This window comes from Pelodictyon luteolum DSM 273, assembly GCF_000012485.1.
In the GTDB taxonomy this organism is placed as follows: Bacteria; Bacteroidota; Chlorobiia; order Chlorobiales; family Chlorobiaceae; genus Chlorobium; species Chlorobium luteolum.
On record NC_007512.1, the window covers coordinates 400701 to 422626 of the forward strand.

The 21926-nt window shown below is 60.4% G+C and carries 12 protein-coding genes; 8 read left to right on the top strand and 4 right to left on the bottom strand.

The genetic code is table 11. The features are described from left to right. Nucleotides 1–56: 56 nt before the first annotated feature. From PLUT_RS01905 to PLUT_RS01930, 7 genes are all read left to right on the top strand, one after another. Nucleotides 57–1886: a TolC family protein gene (locus PLUT_RS01905; RefSeq protein WP_011357131.1), complete on the top strand. Its 1830-nt coding sequence runs from the start codon at nt 57–59 to the stop codon at nt 1884–1886. Further along, nucleotides 1883–7588, top strand: a complete 5706-nt coding sequence (locus tag PLUT_RS01910) for a hypothetical protein (protein WP_011357132.1) — start codon at nt 1883–1885, stop codon at nt 7586–7588. Before PLUT_RS01905 ends, PLUT_RS01910 begins: the two co-directional genes overlap by 4 nt. Before the next feature lie 77 nt (nt 7589–7665). Next, nucleotides 7666–8427, top strand: coding sequence for an efflux RND transporter periplasmic adaptor subunit (locus tag PLUT_RS01915; RefSeq protein WP_157858115.1), 762 nt, complete (start codon nt 7666–7668; stop codon nt 8425–8427). 10 nt (nt 8428–8437) lie between these two features. Next, nucleotides 8438–9811: an HlyD family efflux transporter periplasmic adaptor subunit gene (locus PLUT_RS01920; protein WP_011357134.1), complete on the top strand. Its 1374-nt coding sequence runs from the start codon at nt 8438–8440 to the stop codon at nt 9809–9811. Beyond that, nucleotides 9808–11232, top strand: coding sequence for a site-2 protease family protein (locus PLUT_RS01925; protein WP_011357135.1), 1425 nt, complete (start codon nt 9808–9810; stop codon nt 11230–11232). The genes PLUT_RS01920 and PLUT_RS01925 overlap by 4 nt, the downstream gene beginning before the upstream one ends. Nucleotides 11233–11316: 84 nt before the next feature. After that, a complete protein-coding gene (locus tag PLUT_RS11030) occupies nt 11317–11934 on the top strand; it encodes an HlyD family efflux transporter periplasmic adaptor subunit (RefSeq protein ID WP_011357136.1) in 618 nt (205 codons plus the stop codon). A gap of 310 nt (nt 11935–12244) precedes the next feature. Beyond that, nucleotides 12245–13783, top strand: a complete 1539-nt coding sequence (locus tag PLUT_RS01930) for a hypothetical protein (RefSeq protein WP_011357137.1) — start codon at nt 12245–12247, stop codon at nt 13781–13783. A gap of 202 nt (nt 13784–13985) precedes the next feature. Here PLUT_RS01930 and PLUT_RS11840 read toward each other — a convergent pair whose 3' ends face one another. After that, on the bottom strand, nt 13986–14579 hold the full coding sequence (locus tag PLUT_RS11840) for a hypothetical protein (protein WP_162010059.1): 594 nt from the start codon (nt 14577–14579) through the stop codon (nt 13986–13988). Between the two features lie 82 nt (nt 14580–14661). Between PLUT_RS11840 and PLUT_RS01940 the strand changes: the two genes are divergently transcribed. Next, nucleotides 14662–16932: a TolC family protein gene (locus tag PLUT_RS01940; protein ID WP_041463737.1), complete on the top strand. Its 2271-nt coding sequence runs from the start codon at nt 14662–14664 to the stop codon at nt 16930–16932. Between the two features lie 30 nt (nt 16933–16962). Here the strand turns inward: PLUT_RS01940 and PLUT_RS01945 are convergent, their stop codons facing one another. Genes PLUT_RS01945 through PLUT_RS01955 form a run of 3 tightly spaced genes read right to left on the bottom strand, consistent with a single transcriptional unit; the run spans nt 16963 to nt 21822 of the window. After that, complete coding sequence (locus tag PLUT_RS01945) at nt 16963–17685, bottom strand: response regulator transcription factor (RefSeq protein WP_011357139.1); 723 nt, start codon at nt 17683–17685, stop codon at nt 16963–16965. Nucleotides 17686–17743: 58 nt separating this feature from the next. Further along, complete coding sequence (locus PLUT_RS01950; protein ID WP_011357140.1) at nt 17744–19765, bottom strand: sensor histidine kinase; 2022 nt, start codon at nt 19763–19765, stop codon at nt 17744–17746. Further along, complete coding sequence (locus PLUT_RS01955; protein WP_011357141.1) at nt 19762–21822, bottom strand: sensor histidine kinase; 2061 nt, start codon at nt 21820–21822, stop codon at nt 19762–19764. The genes PLUT_RS01950 and PLUT_RS01955 overlap by 4 nt, the downstream gene beginning before the upstream one ends. Nucleotides 21823–21926 lie beyond the last annotated feature (104 nt).

Here is a 21926-nt window from a genome sequence, read left to right on the forward strand (position 1 = left end):
ATGCCGTAACTTCCGAAACTGTTAATTGCAAAAGCCATATGGCGTAGCGTTTTTTTATGATGGTTAACCCCCTGCGGCATGCCCCGATGGCCTTTCTGGCCGCCGTGCTGCTTTTGCTGTCCTCATGCGCGGTCGTGCCGAAGCCCCTGGACTCCGAGTCCAACAGGGCGCGCCTTTCAGCAGGGCTTGCGGAAACATATGCCCGACAGGAGCAGCTGCAGCGTTCTGTGACGCTCGAGGAGGCGATGGCCCGCGCCATCAGCTACAACCTTGACAGCCGGGTGAGGCTGATGCAGGAGGCGCTTGCGCATGGTGAGCTCGCTCGTGCCCGCTGGGACATGCTGCCGAAACTGGCTGCAAGTGCGGGGTATTCGCACCGCTCGGACTATCCTGCGTCAAGCAGCGCAAGTTACAGTGATGGTGAGGTCGGTGCAGTGACGCTCTCGATGTCGACCTCGCAGGACCGGGATCTACGGACGGCGGATCTCAGCGTCGCATGGAACGTGCTGGATTTCGGTGTCAGCTACTTTCAGGCAAAACAGCAGGCCGACCGGCAGCTGATATGGCGGGAGCGTCGCCGCAAGTCGGTCCACAACCTGATGCAGGAGGTGCGGCTGGCGTATTGGCAGGCGGCGGGTGCCGCCCGGCTCCGCTCTCGTGCCATGCGTGTTCTTGATGCATCGGAGCGTGAGCTCGGGCGCATCCGCCGGCAGCGGGAGCTGCGTTTGACCTCAGGTCTTGAGAGCCTGCGGCAGGAAAAAGCGCTGCTTGAGGTCATGCGCCAGATGCAGGCGATTCTCGATGAGTTCGCTGTTGCAAAGCCGAGGCTTGCCTCATTGATGGGGCTTCCTCCGGGATCTGCCTTTGAGCTTGCCCTCGTGGATCTACCCGACGACGGGCTGCCGGGCATGGATGTGCCGGTGGAGGAGATGGAGCGCGTTGCGCTCAAGTACCGTCCGGAGCTGCGCGAGGCGGCTTATGAGGAGCGCATATCGGCGCTCGAGGCCCGCAAGGCTATCGCCCGGCTGCTTCCGGGCATTGAACTGAGTGGATCAAAGGAATACAACAGTAACAGTTTTGCGGCCTATCCCAACTGGTGGGGGGGTGGCATGACGGTGAGCTGGAACCTGATGAACATCCCTTCGGCACCGCAGCGCATCAAGACGGCCAAGGCCGCAAAAACGGTTGCGGAGGCCAACAGCCTCGCGCTTGCGATGGCCGTGCTCTCGCAGGTATACGTGAGCCGCCAGCAGCAGATCGCCGCCATCAGGCAGTATTCACTGGCACGGCAGCAGTGGGACGTCGACGAGCAGATGCTCTGGTATGTCGAGGCCGGCCATTCGCTCAATGCTCTCAGTGACCGGGAGCTGATACAGACCGAGGCCAATGCGGTGAAGGCCCAGCTTGGCCTCTATGTGGCCTATGCATCAATGGAGCGGGCACAGGGGAACGTCTATGCTTCGCTCGGGCTCGATCCGTTCGTCGACATCGACGCCCGTATGCCGGTCGACAAGCTTGCCGACACCATAAAAAGGGCCTCTGACGCATGGCAGGCGGGTAAGTTCAGCTGGATCAACGAGGAGATGGGCCGAATCGAGCAGTCGAGGGCGCTCTATCATGAAGGCATGGAACTGTTCCGGCGTGAAGAGTACGCAAGGGCCGATTCCACCTTCAGTGCACTGAGGGCGCTTGACCCGTTCAACGAGTCTGCACGGCAGTACGCCGAGGTACTCATTCCTGCCCGGGTAAAGCGGATAGACAAGGCGCAGTCGCTGCGACATAAAGCAATGGAGGCGCAAAAACTGCAGCAGGAAGGCAAAGTCGAAGAGGCCAAGGCGCTCTGGACAGAAATCATCACGGAATCAAAAGAGGAGTTGAGTAAATGAAATCCATCGTTGCCAGAGCAGCCCTCGGCGCCTGTATCCTTGCCCTGCCGGCAGGACTTGATGCGGGTACTGATGCACCGCTGAAGACCGTCGGCGATGCCGAACTGACGCTTCGCGAACTGATCGAGCAGGCCGAAGAGAACATCAGCGAAGCCGATCTGCTTATAGAGGCCCGCAAACAGGCCGAACGTAACGCAGAGAGTGCCGCCAAGGTCCGCGAGGCATATGAGAGGGGCAGCCGCCTTGCCGAGTCGGGCGATCTGGCCGGAGCAAGGGCTGAATGGAGGCGGGCTCTGGAAATCGCCCGAAACCCTGAAATGAAGAGCTACATCGTCGAGCAGACGCGGAAGGCAGAGCAGAGGGCTGAGGCGCAGCGGGCCGAACGGGAGCAGCGTGTCGCGGCCCTTAACGGGGAGGCGACGGCACTCTTCGGACGCGGTCTGCTTGATGAATCGCAGGCCAGGTTCCAGGAATCGCTCGCCCTTGAGGCATCGAACCCTGAAGCGAAACGATACATCGATACCCTCATTCCTGCACGCCGAAACGAACTTCGCCAGCAGGCAGCCCGTGAGGAGCAGGCGAGGGTTGCTCTGGAAAAAGGCCGGGCCCTTTCGTCTGGCGGTGATTTCAACGCTGCCCTCACCAGGTGGAGGGAAGCATTGGCGCTTACATCTGACGTGGAGCTTGCCGCAACCATAAACAACGAAATACAGCTTGCCGAAGGCAAGGTTTCCAAGGCTGCGGGGCTTTTGTCGGAAGGAGCGGTGCAGTTTGATGCAGGCAGTCTCCAGGCTGCCGAAGAGAAGTTCCGGGCGGCGCTTGCAGTTGATCCGATGCAGGTGGCCGCCACGGACTACCTGGAAGTGAAGATTCCTGCAAGGAAGGTGGAGCTGCAGCGTATTGCCGAAGCTGAAGCCGGGGCCAGAGTGATCTTTGAAAAGGGCAACAAGCTGTTTGCCGCCGGTGACACCGATGGTGCCAAGGCGGCGTGGCGGGAAGCGGAAGCTGCAACCCGTGATCCCGAACTGAAGGCTGCCGTGGTGGCCCAGTTCCGTAAGGCAGAGGCGCAGGAAGCTGCTGAGCGCGCCGCTGCCGAGGCCCGTGTAGCTGCCCTCGTCCGTGAGGGCGAGAGTCTTTTCCAGAGCGGCCGTCTTGAGGAGGCAGAGGCGAAGTTCCGCGAGGTGATTGCCCTTGATCGGTCGGACCGGGTTGCAACCCAATACCTTTCCTCAAGCATTCCTGACCGGAAAGCGCAGCTTGAAAAGCAGAGAGAGGAGGAGGCAGAGGCCAGAGCGGCTATTGAGAGGGGCAACAAACTCTATGCCGGCGGCAACCTCGACGGTGCACAGGCGGTATGGCGCGAGGCTCTTTCCCTGACCCGGAACCCCGAACTGAAGTCGGCCATCGCCCTGCAGTCGCGCAGGGCGGAAGAGCAGGCCGCCAGAGACCGTGCTGCACTGAAGGCACGCATCGACAGCCTCAGTGCTGAAGGCGTAGCTCTTTTCAATGCGGACCGTCTCGACGAGGCGGCATTGAAGTTCCGCGGCGTGCTTGCGCTCGACCCGTCCCACTGGTCCTCCCTGCAGTCCATTGATTCCGGCATCCCAAAGCGTAGAAAAGAGCTGGAGCGGATCGCAGTCGTCGAAGAACAGGCCGCCGGAGTAGCGCTGCGCGGAGACGCTCTCCTGAAGGCTGGAGACCTGGAAGGGGCGAAGTCCGCTTACCTTGAAGCCGCCGGCATCGCCGAAAAGGCGGAGAGCAAGGCCTCGATGACCCTGAAAGCCGACCAGATCACCCTCCGTCAGGAGCGCGAAGCTGAAGAGCTGAGGGCCCGCATTGCCGCAATGGCAACGGAAGGCGAATCGCTCTTCAATGCAGACCGCCTCGACGAATCTACAGCGAAGTTCAGGGAACTGCTTACCCTCGACGCCACGAACCGCACTGCAACCACTTACATCAACGACACCATTCCTGCCCGCAAAGCAGAACTCGAGCGCCGGGCGGCTGTTGCAAAACAGGCCCGGGCCTCCTATGAGCGTGGTACATCTCTTGCTGCCGCAGGTGACCTCAGGGGAGCTGTCGGGGCATGGAACGAAGCACTCGCAGCAGCTGAAGACCCTGATCTCACTGCAGCAATCAATACCGGTCTTGCCGGTGCGAAGGAAAAGCTCGCCAGGGCAGAGGAACTCACCCTGGAGGGTACGGCTTTGTTCCAGTCGGGCAATGTTGACGGTTCAGAAGCGACGTTCCGCCAGGCGCTCGCACTTGATCCCATGAACCGCGGCGCCATGGACTATCTGGAGGTGCGGCTTCCCGTGCGCAGGGCGGAACTCCAGCGGCAGCGGGAGGCCGAAGAGCTGAGGGGCCGGATTGCCGCAACGCTGGCAGAAGGCGAATCGCTTTTCAATACCGACCGCCTCGACGAATCTACAGCGAAGTTCAAGGAGTTGCTTGCCCTCGACGCCACGAACCGCACGGCGACCGGCTATATCAACGATACCATTCCCGCCAGAAAAAAAGAACTGCAGCGCATCGCCGCCGTTGAGCAGCGGGTGAAAGAGACCGGCGTTCGCGGAGACGGCCTCCTGAAGGCTGGAGACCTGGAAGGGGCGAAGGCCGCTTACCTTGAAGCCGCCGGCATCGCCGAAAAGGCGGAGAGCAAGGCCTCGATGACTCAGAAAGCAAGTCAGATCACCCTCCGTCAGGAGCGCGAAGCTGAAGAGCTGAGGGCCCGCATTGCCGCAATGGCAACGGAAGGCGAATCGCTCTTCAATGCCGACCGCCTCGACGAATCAGCGGCGAAGTTCAGTGAACTGCTCGCCCTCGACGCCACGAACCGCACGGCGACCGGCTATATCAATGATACCATTCCCGCCCGCAAAGCAGAACTCGAGCACCGGGCAGCTGTTGCAGAACAGGCCCGTGCCTCCTATGAGCGGGGTAGTGCGCTTGCCGCAGCAGGTGACCTCAGGGGAGCTGTCGGGGCATGGAACGAAGCACTCGCCGCAGCTGAAGACCCTAAACTCACGGCAGCAATCAAGACCGGTCTTGCCGGTGCGAAGGAAAAGCTCGCCAGGGCAGAGGCGCTCAGCCAAGAGGGTACGGCCTTGTTCCAGTCGGGCAATGTCGACGGTTCAGAAGCGAAGTTCCGCTCAGCTCTTATCATTGATCCCATGAACCGCGGCGCCATGGACTATCTGGAGGTACGGCTTCCCGCGCGCAGGGCGGAACTCCAGCGGCAGCGGGAGGCCGAAGAGCTGAGGGTCCGGATTGCCGCAACGCTGGCGGAAGGCGAATCGCTCTTCAATGCCGACCGCCTCGACGAATCTACAGCGAAGTTCAGGGAACTGCTTGCCCTCGACGCCACGAACCGCACGGCGACCGGCTATATCAACGATACCATTCCCGCCCGCAAAGCGGAACTAGAGCGCCGGGCAGCTGTTGCAAAACAGGCCCGGGCCTCCTATGAGCGGGGTACATCTCTTGCTGCCGCAGGGGACCTCAGGGGAGCTGTCGGGGCATGGAACGAAGCACTCGCCGCAGCTGAAGACCCTGAACTCACTGCAGCAATCAATACCGGTCTTGCCGGTGCGAAGGAAAAGCTCGCCAAGGCAGAGGAGCTCACCCTGGAGGGTACGGCCTTGTTCCAGTCGGGCAATGTCGACGGTTCAGAAGCGAAGTTCCGCTCGGCTCTTATCCTTGATCCCATGAACCCTGTTGCCATGGATTACAGGGATGCGCAGATTCCTCTGCGCAGGGAGGAACTGCGTCGCCAGATCGAAGCCGAGGCGCAGGCTGCAGCAGCTTTCAAGAGCGGCAACACCATGTTCGCTGCAGGCGACCTCAACGGTGCGGAAGTGGCATGGCGCAAGGCTCTTTCGTTGACCCGCAACCCTGAGCTGCAGGCGGCCATTGCCCTGCAGTCCCGCAAGGCCGAGGAACAGGCCGCTGCCGAGCGCGCAGCTCTTGCTGCCCGCATTGAAGCCCTCGGCCGTGAGGCCCGTCTGCTGCTCGCTGCCGACCAGCTAGATGAAGCCGATGCCAGGTATCGTGAACTGCTTGCTCTGGACCCCGCACGTCCGGATGCGCTTCTGGCCCTAGAAACAGGAATTCCTCAGCGCAGGGCGGAACTCAAGCGGCAGCGTGAAGCTGAAGAACTGAGGGCCCGCATCGCCGCAATATCGGCGGAAGGCGAATCGCTCTTCAACGCCGACCGCCTCGACGAATCTACAGCGAAGTTCAGTGAACTGCTCGCCCTCGACGCCACGAACCGCACGGCGACCGGCTATATCAATGATACCATTCCCGCCCGCAAAGCAGAACTCGAGCGTCGGGCAGCTGTTGCAGAACAGGCCCGTGCCTCCTATGAGCGGGGTAGTGCGCTTGCCGCAGCAGGTGACCTCAGGGGAGCTGTCGGGGCATGGAACGAAGCACTCGCCGCAGCTGAAGACCCTGAACTCACTGCAGCAATCAATACCGGTCTTGCCGGTGCGAAGGAAAAGCTCGCTAGGGCAGAGGAGCTCACTCTGGAGGGTACGGCCTTGTTCCAGTCTGGAAACGTCGACGGTTCAGAAACGACGTTCCGCCAGGTGCTTGCACTTGACCCCATGAACCGGGGCGCCATGGACTATCTGGAGGTACAGCTTCCCGCGCGCAGGGCAGAGCTGCTGCGCCAGCAGCGTGAAGCTGAACATCAGGCCCGGATCGCCGCAATATCGGCGGAAGGCGAATCGCTCTTCAATGCCGACCGCCTCGGTGAATCTGCAGCGAAGTTCCGGGAACTGCTTGCCCTCGACGCCACGAACCGCACGGCGACCGGCTATATCAATGATGCCATTCCTGCCCGGAGGGTTGAGCTGCAGCGTCGTGCTGCAGTGGCACGCCAGGCGCAGGCCGGCTATGAAAACGGACGTGCCCGGTATGCGGCCGGTGATCTTGCCGGTGCAATCGGGGCATGGGAAGGGGCTCTCCGTATTGCCGAGGATGCCAAGCTCACCGCCACCATCAACGCCGACCTCCAGAAGGCGAGGGAAAAAAGCTCACGGATCAGGGCGCTGCATGACGAGTCCCTTTCCCTGTTCGCCAGCGACAGTCTTGACGGCTCCGAAGCGAAGTTCAGGGAACTGCTTGCCATTGATGCTTCGAATGCCGTGGCCAAAGATCATCTTTCCTCAAGAATTCCCGCCCGCAGAGCTGAGCTTCTTCGCCAGCGCGGTGTAGCTTCCAGTGTGGAAGCGGCTCTTGGGGAAGGCAACCGACTCTACGCTTCAGGCAATGTTCAGGGTGCGATAGCACGCTGGACAGAGGGGCTCGGGGTTGCTGAAACTCCAGGCCAGAAAGCTTCACTTGCCGGTCAGGTCCGTATGGCAGATGAGCGCCTTCGTCAGGAAGCGGCAGCCCGCCAGATCCGGGTGTCGGAGCTCTATGCGGAAGGTGCGACCCTGTTCGGCAGCGACAGGCTCGACGAGGCTGCGGCGAAGTTCCAGGAGCTCCTGCAGCTTGATGGATCGCATCCTGAAGCCCGCTCGTACGCCGGCGTGAAAATCCCCGCCCGCAAAGCCGAACTGCAGCGGCTGGCTGAACTCGAGCAGAGGGCGAAGGATGCTTATGAGCGGGGCAACAGGCTCTACGCTGCCGGCGATTACGATGCAGCGAAAGCTGCATGGCAGGAGGCGCTCAACATTACCGCTACACAGCGCTGAGGAGGCGGTATAACATGAACCACAATATGTCCTGCACAGTGTCCATACAGAGAGGTTTAGGGGGGGCTTTCGCACGCATGTTCGCTTTTCTCTGTATGCTTGCCGTTGCGGCACCACATACCGCTTTTGGCGAAAAGCCGGTTCCGGCGGCCTTGAAGGCGCCGGCACGCGTTCCAGCCGGAGATGTTCTGATCCAGGTGGTCGCGCGTGAGCACGTGACGATTGCTGCCGGCATGGACGGACGCATCGAGCGCCTGATGGTTCGCGAGGGGGACCGGTTCACGAAAGGCATGCTGCTGCTTGCTTTTGACTGCTCGAGCGAGCAGGGGATGCTTGAGCGTTCGAAAGCTTCCCGGGAGCTCGCCGTGAAAAACGCTGAAATCCAGGAAAAGCTCTTTGCCATGGGCGCTTCGAGCGATCTGGAGCTCTCAACGGCCCGGGCAGAGCGTGGAAAGATGGCGGCTGAGCAGAAGATAGCCGCTGCCGCGGTGCGTAAGTGCACCGTCCTGGCACCGTTTTCCGGCGGGGTGTCGGAACTGAAGGTGCAGCGATTCCAGACTGTGAAGAAGGGCGATCCTCTCATGCGGCTCGTCAATACCGGCGACCTTGAGATCCAGATGTTCGTTCCCTCGAAATGGCTGGTCTGGCTAAAGCCCGGCAGGCGCTTCACAGTGCATGTCGACGAACTCGACCGTGATTATCAGGCCGAAGTCCGTGCCACCGGCACCTGGATCGACGCTGTAAGCCAGTCGGTTGCCGTGTTTTCCCGCTTCAGCCGGCAGGCTCCCGAGCTGCTGCCGGGCATGAGCGGCCACGCCATCCTCGCCTCTCCCAAGTAGCAGACAAGCCATGGCAGATCCCAGACTCAGCGCATTCAGCTCCATCCTTGAGCTTGAGCGCATGGCCCGAAAGGCCGAAGACGCCGCTGCGCTGCGATACGTGCTGGTCAACGAGACCATGACCCTTGTTCCGTATCGACAGGCAGCGTTCTGGGAACTGGGTTCCGGTCGCCTGAGGGCGCTCTCCGGCATGAGTCAGCCGGACCGCAATGCCCCTTTCGTCGCATGGCTTGAACGATTGATGGCCGAGCTGCACCGGATGGCGGTCGAACGCCGCTCCGGTGAGGAGTATCCTCCGCAGACGCTGACGATGGCCGATGTGTCAGAAGAGATTGCTTTGGACTGGGGCGAATGGCTTCCGGCCCATGCTATCTCGGTTCCGATCGGTTCGGCAAACGGCGTGCTTCAGGGTATCCTGCTGCTTGCCCGTGCCACGCCCTTTGCCGGGCATGAACCGGCGCTCCTTGCCGTGCTCGCAGAGGCTTACGGTCACGCGCTGCAGGCTCTGGAGCCGAGGAACCGCCCCGAGCTTTCCTGGGCGTTCCTCAAGAGGAAGGCTGAATCCATCCTCAAGGACAACAAACAGGTGCGCTGGATTGCCGGAGGGGTGCTGCTGCTGCTCGTCTTCCCGGTCAGGATCTCTTCGCTTGCCCCTGCCGAAGTGGAGTCGCGCGACCCATGGGTGGTGCGCTCTCCGCTGGACGGCGTGGTGCGCAGCATCGACGTGCCTCCCAACAGCACGGTGGAACGGGGCCGGCAGCTGGTCACGATGGAGCGTACGGTGCTGGAGAACGCGCTTGCCGTTACCCGCCAGGAACGCATGGTCTCGGAAGCCGAGTACCGAAGGGCGGCCCAGGAGGCTGTGTACGACCGCGCCAACATGTCTGAAATGTCGGTTCTCAGTGCCAAGGTAGGTCGGCTTCGGGCGGAGGAGGCCTACGCTTCCCAGCAGCTCCAGCGTACCCTCATCACGGCCGAGCATTCCGGAGTTGCTGTTTACGGGGATCCCGACGACTGGAACGGCCGGCCGGTCCGTACCGGTGAACGGATCATGACCATCATGGATCCAGAGAAGGCCAAGCTTGCCATCTGGCTCGGCGTCGACGACGCCATCTCGCTCGAGCCGGGTGCCGAGGTGGTTTTCTTCCTCTCCTCGAACCCGCTCTGGCCCGTTCGCGCAACCCTTCAGTACGCATCCTACTCCCCCGAGATCCGAGCTGACGGCACCCTGGCTTACGGCCTTGAAGCGAAGTTCAACGACAAAACCGACCTGCCGAGGGTCGGGCTGAAAGGCACTGCGAAGATCTACGGTCGCCGGGTGGCCCTTTCCTACTACCTCTTACGGCGGCCGATTGCCGCAATGCGAAGGTGGCTGGGGATATGAGCGCTGCCACCGGGCAGAAGCCGCCGCTTCCGCCGCTGCGCGAAGACCTGTCGCTGCATCCCGGCCCTTCGGCCCGTGACGGCTCGCCTGCTTGGGTGCTGCACGATCCCGGTCGCAACCGCTTTTTCCAGATTGACGCTCTCGGCTTCGAAATCCTCTCGCGATGGCAGATGGGAGATGCCGATGCCATTGCGGGCTCGATTTCCGATGAGACGACCATAGCGGCCGATGCGTCAGATGTTCTTGAAATGGCACGGTTCCTTGTCGTTCACGAACTGGTGCGGGTCATGGGTGAGGCGGGCCGCGAGAGGCTGAAGGCTGCGACTTCGAAGGGACGCTGGCCGAAACTGAAGTGGCTGCTCCACAACTACCTCTACTTTCGCTTTCATCTCTTCAACCCCGAGCGATTCCTTTCGAAGACCTATCCCTACATCCGCTGGATCTATACGCCCATAGCGGCGAAGGTCATGCTGTTCATCGCCCTGGTTGCCCTGTATATGGCCGGCAGGCAGTGGGACGCCTTCACCCACAGCCTGAGCTATTTCTTCTCATTCCAGGGTGTCGTCCTTTTCGGGCTTGCCATGTTTTTCGCCAAGGTGGTCCATGAGCTTGGTCACGGTTATACCGCTTACCGGTACGGCTGCAGGGTGTCGAGCATGGGGGTGGTTTTCATAGTCCTGACGCCGGTCTTTTATACCGATGCGAGTGAAGCCTGGCTGCTCACATCCCGCCGGAAGCGCATTGCCATCGGTGCTGCGGGCATCGTGGCCGAGCTCGGCCTTGCCGTGCTTGCCACCTTCCTCTGGAGCTTCCTGCCTGAGGGTGCAATGCGCAGCGCAGCGCTGCTCCTTGCCACCACATCCTGGGTCCATACCCTGCTGGTGAACATGATGCCATATATGCGCTTTGACGGCTACTACCTGTTCTCGGACCTGCTCGGCATCCCGAACCTCTTCGAGCGCAGCTTCGCGATGGGGCGGTGGTGGGTGCGCGAGCGTTTGTTCGGACTTGGCGATCCGCCTCCGGAGGAGTGGGACCGGCGGACCGAAAAGCTGCTCGTCGCCTTCGCCCTCGGCGTCTGGGTCTACCGGTTCTTCCTCTTCATCGGCATCGCGTTCCTCGTCTACCACTTCACCTTCAAGCTGCTCGGCATCGTGCTGCTCACCGTCGAGCTCGGCTGGTTCGTCTTCCTGCCCATATTCGGCGAGCTCAAAAGTTGGTACGCCATGCGCGATCGGTTCATCTGGAACCGTAACAGCCGCATCTCCGCCGCACTGGCCGGCCTGTTCCTGATCGGTTTCGTGCTCCCGCTCAGCTTCTCTGTCGACGCTCCTGCACTCCTCCTTCCCCGTGAGCATGCGGTGTTCTATGCCCCCGAGGATGCACGGGTCCATACGCTCCGGGTCCGTGAGGGTGAGTAGGTAGAGAAGGGCGAGCAGCTCTTCATCCTTGATTCCCCGCAGCTGGATTTCAGGCTGGGGCAGGCCGAGCGGCAGGTTGACGTGATGCGATGGGCGCTCATGGCTTCGGCGGCAGATGAGCGCCAGTACTCCCGGCGGCTCGTCACCCTGCGTGAACTCGAGGCTGCGGCGAAGGAACTTGAGGGTTACCGCCGGCAGGCGCTTCGGCTGAGGGCGATTGCACCATTTTCAGGGCGGATAGACCGGGTGATGAAAGAGCTGCGTCCCGGCCAGTGGGTCGGTGGCGGCAGCCCGCTCGTAAGCGTTGTCGGCACGGCAGGCTCATCCGGCGAAGGATACGTCTTCGAATCCGATGTCGAGCGGGTTAGGCCCGGTGCACGCTGCACCTTTTATCCCGACAACTGCGAAATGCCGGTGGTGCGTGGCAGGGTCAGGCAGGTCGAGCGCGCCGGTTCCCCGGTACTGCAGCATCCCGAACTCGCTTCCATTTACCGGGGGAGCATTCCCTCAAGAATCTCGCGCAGCGGGGAGGTTATTCCTGAAAAGGCAGTGTACCGGTTCTTCTGGACGCCCGACATGAAGGGCGGGGAAGAGCCTCGCCATATCCGCGGCACGCTCGTCATCCGGAGCAGTCCCGAAAGCATGTTCTGGCGGCTCTGGCGGACGGTGGCTGGGGTCCTCATCCGCGAGACGGGGTTCTAAATCCCTGACATGGGCGCCGCATCGCGTTACGGTTCTATGAAATCGGGGCAGGAATTCACAATTGGAAATGAAATAGCGTATATTATTAAACTATAAGTATGTCATGGCGTAGCTTGTGTGTTGCAGTGCAATGCCATATTTTCTTTTTTTATGCGGTGTCCCCGTGTCCCCTAGCACCCCCGCATTCAATTTCTTCCGGTGCTTTGATGCAGTTGCCCCTTTCGGGCAACATTGAATGGGATCCGAAGGATTGCCATAATGAACGGATGTCGAACGCATGTATCATGGAACCAAAGCTGGAGCTGCAGAAATGAAATCGATCATCGCCAGGGCCTTCTTGGGCGCCTGCATCCTTACCCTTCCTGCATCCCTGCAAGCCCGGGCTGAAGAGTCCGTCAATACCGGAGGGGCGCCTGCCGTGTCACTGACTGATCTCGGCAGGATGGCCGAGGAGAACATCAGGAAGGTCGAGTCGCTTATTGAGGAGCGCAGGAAGGCCGAGCGCAAGGCTGCCCTTGACGCCGAGGCCCGCAGGGCGTTCGGCCGCGGTGTCCGGCTTGCCGAGTCCGGAGACCTGGATGGGTCGAAAAAAGCACTGAAAGAGGCGCTGGAAATAACCCAGAGCCCCGAGATGCGCTCATACCTCGAAGAGCAGAGCCGGCGCAGGCAGGAGTATAGCACCGCAGAGGGTGAGGCGCTCGACAAAGAGCGGAGGGAACTGGCCGCACTGCAGAAAGAGCGCGCTGCGGTGGTGCCGGCAGAGGGAGCTAAAGCCGAGTGGCTCACAGACCTGTCGCTCTCGGCGGCAACGGAGCTGAAGGCGGCCGTCCAGTCGCGCATCAACCTGCTTAACGGCGAGGGTGAGACGCTTTTCAAGGCCGACCGGCTCGACGAGTCGGAAGCGAGGTTCCGCGAGGTGCTCAAGCTTGACCCCTCGAACCTCAAGGCAAGAGAGTATCTGGGATCCCTCGTTCCCGTTCGCAGGGCGGGGCTGCAGCGCATAGCCCTGGCTGAAGAGAAGGCCGGTGAGGCGTTCGAGCGTGGCAATAAACTCTACCGCTCCGGCGACCTGCTTGGCACGAGGGCTGCCTGGGTGGAGGCGATCAACACCACCGAGATCCCTGCGACCAAAATGGGCATGGCTGCCCGCATCAGCAGGCTCGATACTGAAATCGCCGTGCTGTACTCGAAAGTGGACGGGCTCAACAGTGAGGGTTCTGCCCTGTTTGATGACAACCGGCTCGAGGATGCCGAGGCCAAGTTCCGCGAAGTGCTCACCCTCGACCCTACGAACGCCAAGGCTATGGAGTACATGGATGTCATGATTCCCCGCCGCAGGGATCTGGTCGCAGCCCGGGACGCCGTGGAAAAGAAAGCCGAGGCCGTGTATCTGGAGGCCAACAGGCTCTATGCCGCCGGTGACGCGGCAGGTGCCGGAGCGGCATGGCAGAATGCGATGGCGCTCACCCAGGATGTCGCCCTGAAGGCGAAGATCACCGCCAAGGTCCGCATTGCCGAAGAGCGCAAACGCCAGGATGCCGAGGCCTTCCAGGCAAGGATTGCCGGGCTGTATGCTGACGGTGTCGCCCTCTACGACGTCGGTCGTCTGGAGGATGCCGGCGGCAAGTTCAGGGAGGTCATCGCGCTTGACGCGACTCACTGGGGTGCCCGCCAGTACCTTGATCACAAGATCCCCGGCCGGAAGGTTGAAGAAGTCCGTAAGTCACAGGTCGAGCAGGCTGCAAAAGCGGCGATGGAGCAGGGCAACAAACTCTACGCCGCCGGCGACTTCGAGGGCGCCCAGGCAGCCTGGAACAAGGCGCTGGAAATCACCCGGCAGCAGCGTTGAACAGGTGAACCCGACATCAGGGCTGCAGCTGCGGCCCTGCCGCATCATATCGACACGACTGAACGCTGCAAGACACCGATCTCCCCCTAGTGAAGAGAGTCCTCAGAAAATCCGGCACAAGCCTCCTTCTCTTTTTCGCCATCTTCAAGGGCGTTCCGGGTACCGTGTCCGCGGAAGAGCCCTTGCGGCCATCTCCTTTTCCTCACTCTTCGTCCCTGTTCTTAGCCCCTTCATTCCTGACGAAGCTCGGTGGACCTGAAAAGCCCTCCCGAGAACCTTTGCAGCCACAGCCCTTACCTTCAGCATCGAATCCTGATGGCCGGGGATCGGGGTTTCTCAATGCTTCCGTACAGTCCGGCCCGCCGCCCGGCTCAAGTTCCGCCATGAGTGAACCCCACCGGGGGAGTTTCCTGCTCGGCTCCGGTCCGGCTGCACCCTCTCCGGTGCCTGCCGGCTTGAGGGTAAAATCGAGGCCGATACCGGGACCGACACAGAGCCCGTCACTGCAGCCGGTTGCCATCAGGCCGGTCACGGCCACAACCCTTTTTCCCGCTCCTCCCCGGAAGCCTGTTGAAGAGGCTGTACCGGTACTGCAACCCGGCACTCGTACTGAGAAGGGCAGCGGAAGTTTTCTTCTTGGGTCTCCTTCTCCATCGCAAGCGGCGGAGGCCCCACGCCTTGACCCCCGATTTGAGTCGGCACCCGTCACCGCTCCCCCGAAGCTGGCGGACATCGCAGCATCGCCCGTATCGGGCACCACCGCTGCTGCCGTCTCCACGCCTTCAGAACAGCCCATCGTGAGCTCTGGAAGAACCGCGCGGGGGAGTTTCCTTATTGAGCCCGTGCCCCGGGACCCCGTCCCTGCTTTCCCGCCTGCCATGATCCCTTCCGCTGCGCCCCCTGTTCCTGCTCCCGCAGAGAGTGTCGTCGAGGTGCCCGGCAGTGTACTTCCTGACGCTAAGCCCTTGAAGCCGGTTGTCGTGAATCAGCCGACGAAAGAACCTGTCGTACAGGCACTTCCCAAGTCCGATGTGGCAGTCAGGAAAGAGTCTCTGCACAGGAGCTTCCTGCTCGATTCGCCTCCTTCGACACCTGCAGTCGTTGAGGCTGAGCCGTTGCCCCCTGTTGCGAAGAGGGTTGCTGCAATGCAGCCTTCTCTGCCGGCTCCGCCCCCGATCGTGCCCGCTCCCGCGGCTCCTGCAGCGCTGGAACCAGCTGTGGTTGAGTCTCTGCCTGCCGCCGTTCTGGCGGTCCCGTTGCCTTCGGCTGATGCGCCCTCCGTGGACGGAGGCGCAAAGAAAACTGTTCCTGCTGCTGTCGCCACAGCGACAGCGCCCGCTCTGGCAGCGGCTCCTCTGCCGGATGAGCCGGTCCCGGCAGACCCTGGACCCTCAGCTGCTTCTGCTGCTTCCCCAGAGCGTGCCCCGGCGGCTGCTTCTCTCCCTGCCCCTCTTCTTCCGGAGCCTGTCGCAGCTGAACCGGAGGCTGTCGTTCTGGAAGAGGGCGAGCCACTCCCTGAAGCGATGCCCGGGCCTGTTGGCGCGCCTCTCCCCGAACCGGTCGCCGGGGTTGCGATTCCTGATGCCGAAAGTGAAACGAGGGTGGACGGTGAACCCCCGAAACCCCAGCCGTCGGTAGAATCGGTGGCGCTGCCGGAGGAACTCCGGATCGGCGTGGTGCAGGAGCCTCCGTCTGCATTGCAGGAAGCGCCTTCCCGGGAGATCCTCGTCAAGGACGAATCACTTGCGGAGGAGCCCGGCCCCGAAGCTCCGTCTCCCGAGCCGGCTCCCGCGAGGCCCGGGATGCCCCCGCCGCATGACCTTGCCCCCTGGGCCCTTGTCGAGTCAGAGGACGGCGACCTTCCGGTGTTCGATTCAAGCATGCCCGTCATCCGCAACGAGGTGGCGCGCCTGCAGCTTGAAGAGTGGTCCCGGCATGTGGGTGAGGCTGTCGCCAGGCACCCTTCGGTGCGTGCTGCGGAGTATGCCGAGCAGGAGAGCATCTCTTCAATCGGGGAAGCAAAGGCTCAGCTCTATCCCCAGGTGTCGCTCGGTCTGAACACCGACCTGCGCCGATCGATCCGTGACGGCAAACCCTATGCGACGGTCTCAGATCTTCCGATTGACGACGAGGTGCGCCTGAACCCGAACCTGACAGTGCGTCAGCTGGTTTTCGACGGGGGTGCGACCTCGTCGCGGGGAAAAGCCGCTATGGCCCGCTCTCTGGCGGCACGTGAGCGGCGGGTGTCGACCGAGGAGGGGGTTGCGCTGCGCGCGGTGGCTACGATGATCGAGCTTGCAAAGCTCCAGGAACAGCTTGAGTTCGCCAGAGAGAACCTGTCCGAGGTGCGCCGGCTGCGCGACATGATCCGCGCGAGAGTTGATGCAGGGCGGGACGCGCCGAGCGAAATGCTTCAGATGAACAGCCGGGTCTTCGAGGCTCGCAACGAGGTGGTCCTGCTTGAAGGACGGCGGGCAGATGCTGGTGCCCGCTATGAGGAGGTGTTCGGTGGCACGCCGGTCGTCCTCGCGTTTCCTGACGTCTTCGCTCCCATCCCGATGAGCATGTCGGGCGGGATGGATGCGGCCCTGCGAAAGAACCCCGACCTTTTGAGCTCGAAGGCTCTGGTCGATGCGGCTGCCGCGGACTACAAGGCGGCCTGGGGCGCGCTCTACCCCCGCCTTGAGGTGGAGGCCAACCTCACAGTCTACGACGTCACGCGCAATGAGAGTGATTATTACGATTCGTTCGTGGGGCTGAAGCTGAGCCACAATATTCTCGACGGCGGTCTGAAAAGCTCAACCAAGGCCCGCACCCGCAGCCAGATGGAGCGGGCCCGTTCCGAGTACGACAACACCCAGCGTGCAGTCGAACTTGCCCTGAGGCGTGCGTATGCCAACCGTGAGGCGCTGATCCCGCAGTACAAGGCGCTGCAGGCGCAGCTTGACCACAAGCGGGAAACACAACGTGCCTATGAGGAGCAGTTCCTCGCAGGCCGCAGGCCCCTCAATGACCTGGTTGCGGCCCAGCAGCAGGTGATCGATACCGCCATCAGGACCCTCGACTACAAGGCGGAGCTCCACCGCCAGCATTTCGTGATTCTTTCCCTTATCGGTGAATTGGCGAAGGGAGAGGGGAAGAAGATGTGAGGCTTGCCGGTCCCCTCCATTGCCGATTGCTCAAATAACCACCAGCGGTGCCATGAACCCGTACCCGTTGCCGTGAAAGGTTTTGACCGGGTTGGCGCCCATATCCGAGGTTTTTTTGCGCAGGCGGTACAGTATGGACTCCAGCGAACGGTGACCGTATTCGTTGTTCGTGTAGCCCAGCGTTTTCAGGATGCTTTCCCTTGATACCATTTTGTTGCAGCGCGCTGAGAGCGCAACAAGCAGGTCCCACTCTTTTGCAGTGAGCCGGGCATGAGCCCCTGAGGGTGAGACCAGATCCCAGTCACTGCGAAGCATCAGCCACCGCTCTTCCTGAGGCTTCGTGTCTGCGGTCTGTTGCGTCTGGCTGTCTTTGCCCATGGAATCAAGAAGAGCGGCTATCGACCCGGAGAGCTCCCCGAAATCAACCGGTTTGGCAATGAATACATGGGCTCCTGCATCGTAGCCCATACGCCGGTCTTCAATGGTGGAACGGGCTGAGAGCACCATGATGGCAGTCTGGGTGTTGTTGCGGAGGTAGCGGGCGAGTATGAGCCCGTCCTGATCAGGAAGGGAAAGATCAAGCAGCGCAAGATCAAATGTGGAATTGTAAAGCTCCACATAGCAGCTGATTGCGTTGGTGGCGGTGGTGACCTGGTATCCCTCAAGTTCCAGGTACATGCCTATGCTTTCTGCCAGATCCCTGTCATCCTCCACAATGAGGATGCTTTTCCCGTTTTTTTCAGTCTGTGTCATCCTTATGCCGCATGATTGTTAAGGTCTGTATGCTGTGTCTTGATTGTTTTCCCTTGACTTATTCGGAGCTGGTCAGGGTATGCCTGGTGACAGGGGCGGTGATTGTAACCGTGATGGAGTTTTTCCCGGTCTTCTGTATGGTGACTTCTCCGCCGAACTGCTCAATGATGCTTCGGGCTGCAGGCAGCCCTACCCCTGCACCGGCAGTCCCTGCCGCATTGGTTCCCCTGTAATACTTTTTGAACAACTCCTCCATATCAGTTCCGGGCAGGAGTTCGACAGCATTGCTAACGTTTATCTCTACGAGTCCGTTCGAAACCGTGCTGGTGATGGTGACAGGGCTTCCCGGAGGGGAGTAGCTGTGTGCATTGTCGAATATGCTGAAGATGGCGGCATCAAAGTGCGAGGGTTCTCCGAAGAGAAATGCATCGTCTGAGGATGCACTAAGGAAGAACCCTCTCTCGGGCCAGCGGGATTGTGCCACGGAGATTGCCCTCTTGAGGGCTTCATGAACGCATATATACTCTTCTCTGCCGGGCTCTGAGGGCTGCTGAAGCCGTTCATGAACCAGTGATATCTCCATCAGTTTCTCCAGTCGTTTGGCGGCGTGCCTTATTTTGCCGATTTCAGTGCCAGCTTCACTGTTTCCTTCAGGCGCCAATCTGTTGAGAATATCAAGATTTCCGGAGATCACGGAAAGCGGCGAGCGGTAATCATGTGCCAGCATTGTCAGGAAGGTCTCCATGCGCTCTGATGCTGACTGTTCCGCCTGAATCGATACCTCCAGGCGTTCGGTGTGTTCACGAAGTTCCCTGCTGATTCGTTCCGAGAGCGCCTCGGCAGTTCTGGTGACCAGTATGGACTGCTCGATAGCCTGCTGGCGGGAACTCTGGACCCGGATGGCAAACACCGGCAGGAGCAGCAGTGCATAGATGAGAGACGAGGCCTGCAGGGCATTGAAGGCGAACACGCTATCAGGGAAGAATCCCATAAGATGCAGGAAATATACGGTAAAGCCCGAAAATATGGTGACGGTTGCAGAGACAAACAACACCCGGGAAGATCTTGTAGGGAGGACAATTCTTGAACTGAACCATACGACGAGAGGCACTATTGAAAAATAACAGGTCATCACAATGCTTGCCACAACCCCGAATGCCGGCGTCGGGCTGCTGAAGAGCAAAAGAACCGCGAGCACTATCAATACGGTAAAGTAGGTGCGGAATCTCCCGGGATAGTCGTCGTTCATGAGTTCAATGACAAAGAGCATGAAGATGAGCATTGACGAGCCCAACTGGGCTTTCAACAGCACTGCGGTGAACGTCCGCAGCCAGTCGGGCAGCAGATAGAAGTGCATCCCTCTTGAGAGATACAATGACAGGAACAGAATGAAAATGTATATGCTGAAATACAGCATATGCCGCCAGCCCGTATTGCGGTAGACAACGAGCGCTATGAGGATGATCATCAGCGATATCGCCCCGAAAGCCGACTCCTGGGCGATGGTACGGTCGGTGCATGAGAGCAGGTGTGCTTCTGTGCAGATTCCACCATGCAGGGTGATCGTGTTCTGGCTCCATATCCGCAGATAGACGACGACCGGACCGTCCCCGGACAGGTCCACCGGGGTGAGGAAATCAGCGTTGCGTAAGATGCCGCCGGGGTGGAGCTCGGTGCTGCCCATCCGAATCGGCCTGCCGTGGTTTTCTGGAAGGTAGATCTCCATATGTTCGAGTACCGCTGGTGCCAGGCGCAGCCAGCCCTCTGCAGGAAACCCCCCGCTCGGGAGGATCTCAAGCCGGACCCAGTACGCGGAATGTGAATACCCCGCGGCAAACTTGCCCTCAATCTCCTGAAACTTTCCCTGGCGGTATGCGCTTTTCGCCTCTGCAAGCCCGACTGTTCCCGCCGGGTCTTCAAGAACCGCAAGATGGCCTTCCAGGGAGTAGTGCTCTTTTTTGCCGAGCTCCAGAGGGGAGGCCCATGCATGTGCTCCGCATCCGGCAGCCAGGCAGAGCACCGCGAGCATGAGCAACGCCCGATGGCGCATTCCTTTCCTTTTCAGTGGATTCAGGCTCATGGGTTCTCCTTTTGGGCAAGCGGTATCCGGATGGTTGCCGTAACGCCGCCCTCTTTGCCACTCTTCAGGGTGGCGCTTCCATCGTGCTGCCGCATCACTTCGCGCACCAGCCAGAGCCCGATGCCTTTGCCCGGCTCGGCTGCACTGTTGTTGCCCCGGTGAAACTTCATGAACAACTCACCCTCATCTTCATCCATCGGCAGAGCCGTGTTGTTGTGGAGTTCTATAATGCCGAACCCTTCTTCGGCACGGCACCGCACATGAACCGGGCTGCCTTCGGGTGAGTATTTCCGTGCATTGTCAAGCAGGTTGAAGAGCGCCATCTGCAGGAGCAGCAGGTCTCCCTCGATTTCCTCATTTCCGGCAAGGCATTCTTGTATGATGTGAAGCTTCGGCCAGAGTGCCCTTGCGGACTCTACCTGCTGAAACATGTACGCACTCACCCTGATGCGCCCGATAACCTGGACATCATCGGTTTCAAGCAGCCGGCTTCGTTCCACAGCCTGTTCCATGACCTCAAGCAGCCGCCCGGCAGCGCGGTGCATGGCATGGAGTATGGCTGGTTTTTTTGTGTCTCCGGGGCGGCTCCTCCTGCTGAGGATGTTGATGTTGCCCTGGATGATGGCCAGAGGGGTGCGGTACTCGTGCGACACCATCTGAAAGAACCGGCGGACCCGCTCTGCCGACTGATGCCGGCTCTGCAGCGACTGTTCGAGGCGGTCTCTGTATATGCGCAGTTCTTCGGTCTTTTTCTCTGCGATTGCCGTCGCACGCATTTCACTTTCATGCGTACTCTCCTTCAGCTCCTGTTCTGCATGCAGAAAGCGTTCAACGAGCAGACCGAAAATCACCAGGATATGCATGAATGAACCTGCCTGTACAAGATCCTGTATTGCCGTATTGAGCGGCAGCAGGCCGAGGCGCTGCAGGAATAACTCCCCATAAAGCAGGATGTTCAGCCCGAACAGCCCCAAGAGTACTTGTTTTCTGAAAGGGTGCAACGGCAGCTGGCGAACCGTTATCCAGCACAGCACCCCGAGGAGTGCGATTGCGCTGTATGCCCCGAAGGGTTTCAGTATGGTGGTGTTGAAGAGAAGCGATGCCGTCGGGTCAAGCAGCCCGGCAAGGGCGGTCACTTGAAGGGCCCGCAGTGTCGTCGGTTTGCATTTATCTTTAAGCACTTCATAGGCAAACAGCGCGAAAAACACCACACCCAGACCGCCGGTTGTTTCCATCAGTTCCGGAGCTGCGCTATCGCCAAGCCAGGGCATCAGGAATACATACATGCCCCGTGCTATCAGATAGGACAGGAACAGGTCTGCTGCGTAGAGGGAAAAGAAGAGGAACCTCCATTCCCGAACAGCAAAGAAAATCAGGAGACTCATCAGCACAATCACGGCAGTAACCCCCAGGTAGAAAGCCTGCAGGAACATATGGCTGCGCGACTGCTTCATCAGCTCTTCTCTGTTGAGCACCGTTCCCCGGAGCTGAACAGGGGAGCGGGAGGCAATGCGCATATAGGCCAGCAGTTCGCTCCCTTCAGGGCCCAACTCCAGCGGCACCAGGAGCTGAGGGTCCGGAACCGCCCGCTTGCCGGGTGGCATGGTGAGCCCCAGCGGGAATGCTTTGTATGAAGATGCAGAGAGGGGGCTCGTTCCCTGCTGCTGCACATAGGCTTCGAGCGTATCAGGGGTGCGGGGGCCAAGGCGCAGCCATGCCGATGCGGGGAACCCCTCTCCTCTTACCACCCTGAACCGTACCCAGAATGCCGAGCCGGAAAACCCTTCGTTTACGCTGCCCTGTATCTCCCTGAATGCTGTCGAGCCGATTACTTCATGCAGCTTCAGCGTTCCGGACGCATCTTCAAGCAGTTCCAGATGTCCGTCAAGTGAAAATGAGCCTTTTCCTCCATCGCTTTTCAGCAGGAGGGGAGAGGCCGCAGCTGTCTGCGAGAGCAACAGGATGCCTGAGCAGCAGAGTGCCGCCAAGAGGACTGTGATCCATCCTGCATGCCGTAATGCGCGCAGTGAGGGCTGTGAGGGCTGCGGTGGGGGCAAGAGAACTATTGAGGGTTAAATGGTTGTAGAAGAACACCTTCATCCTCTGGCGAAGGCGTCATGATGCAGTAGCACCAGAGGAATATAACGCGCCTTGTGTGAAT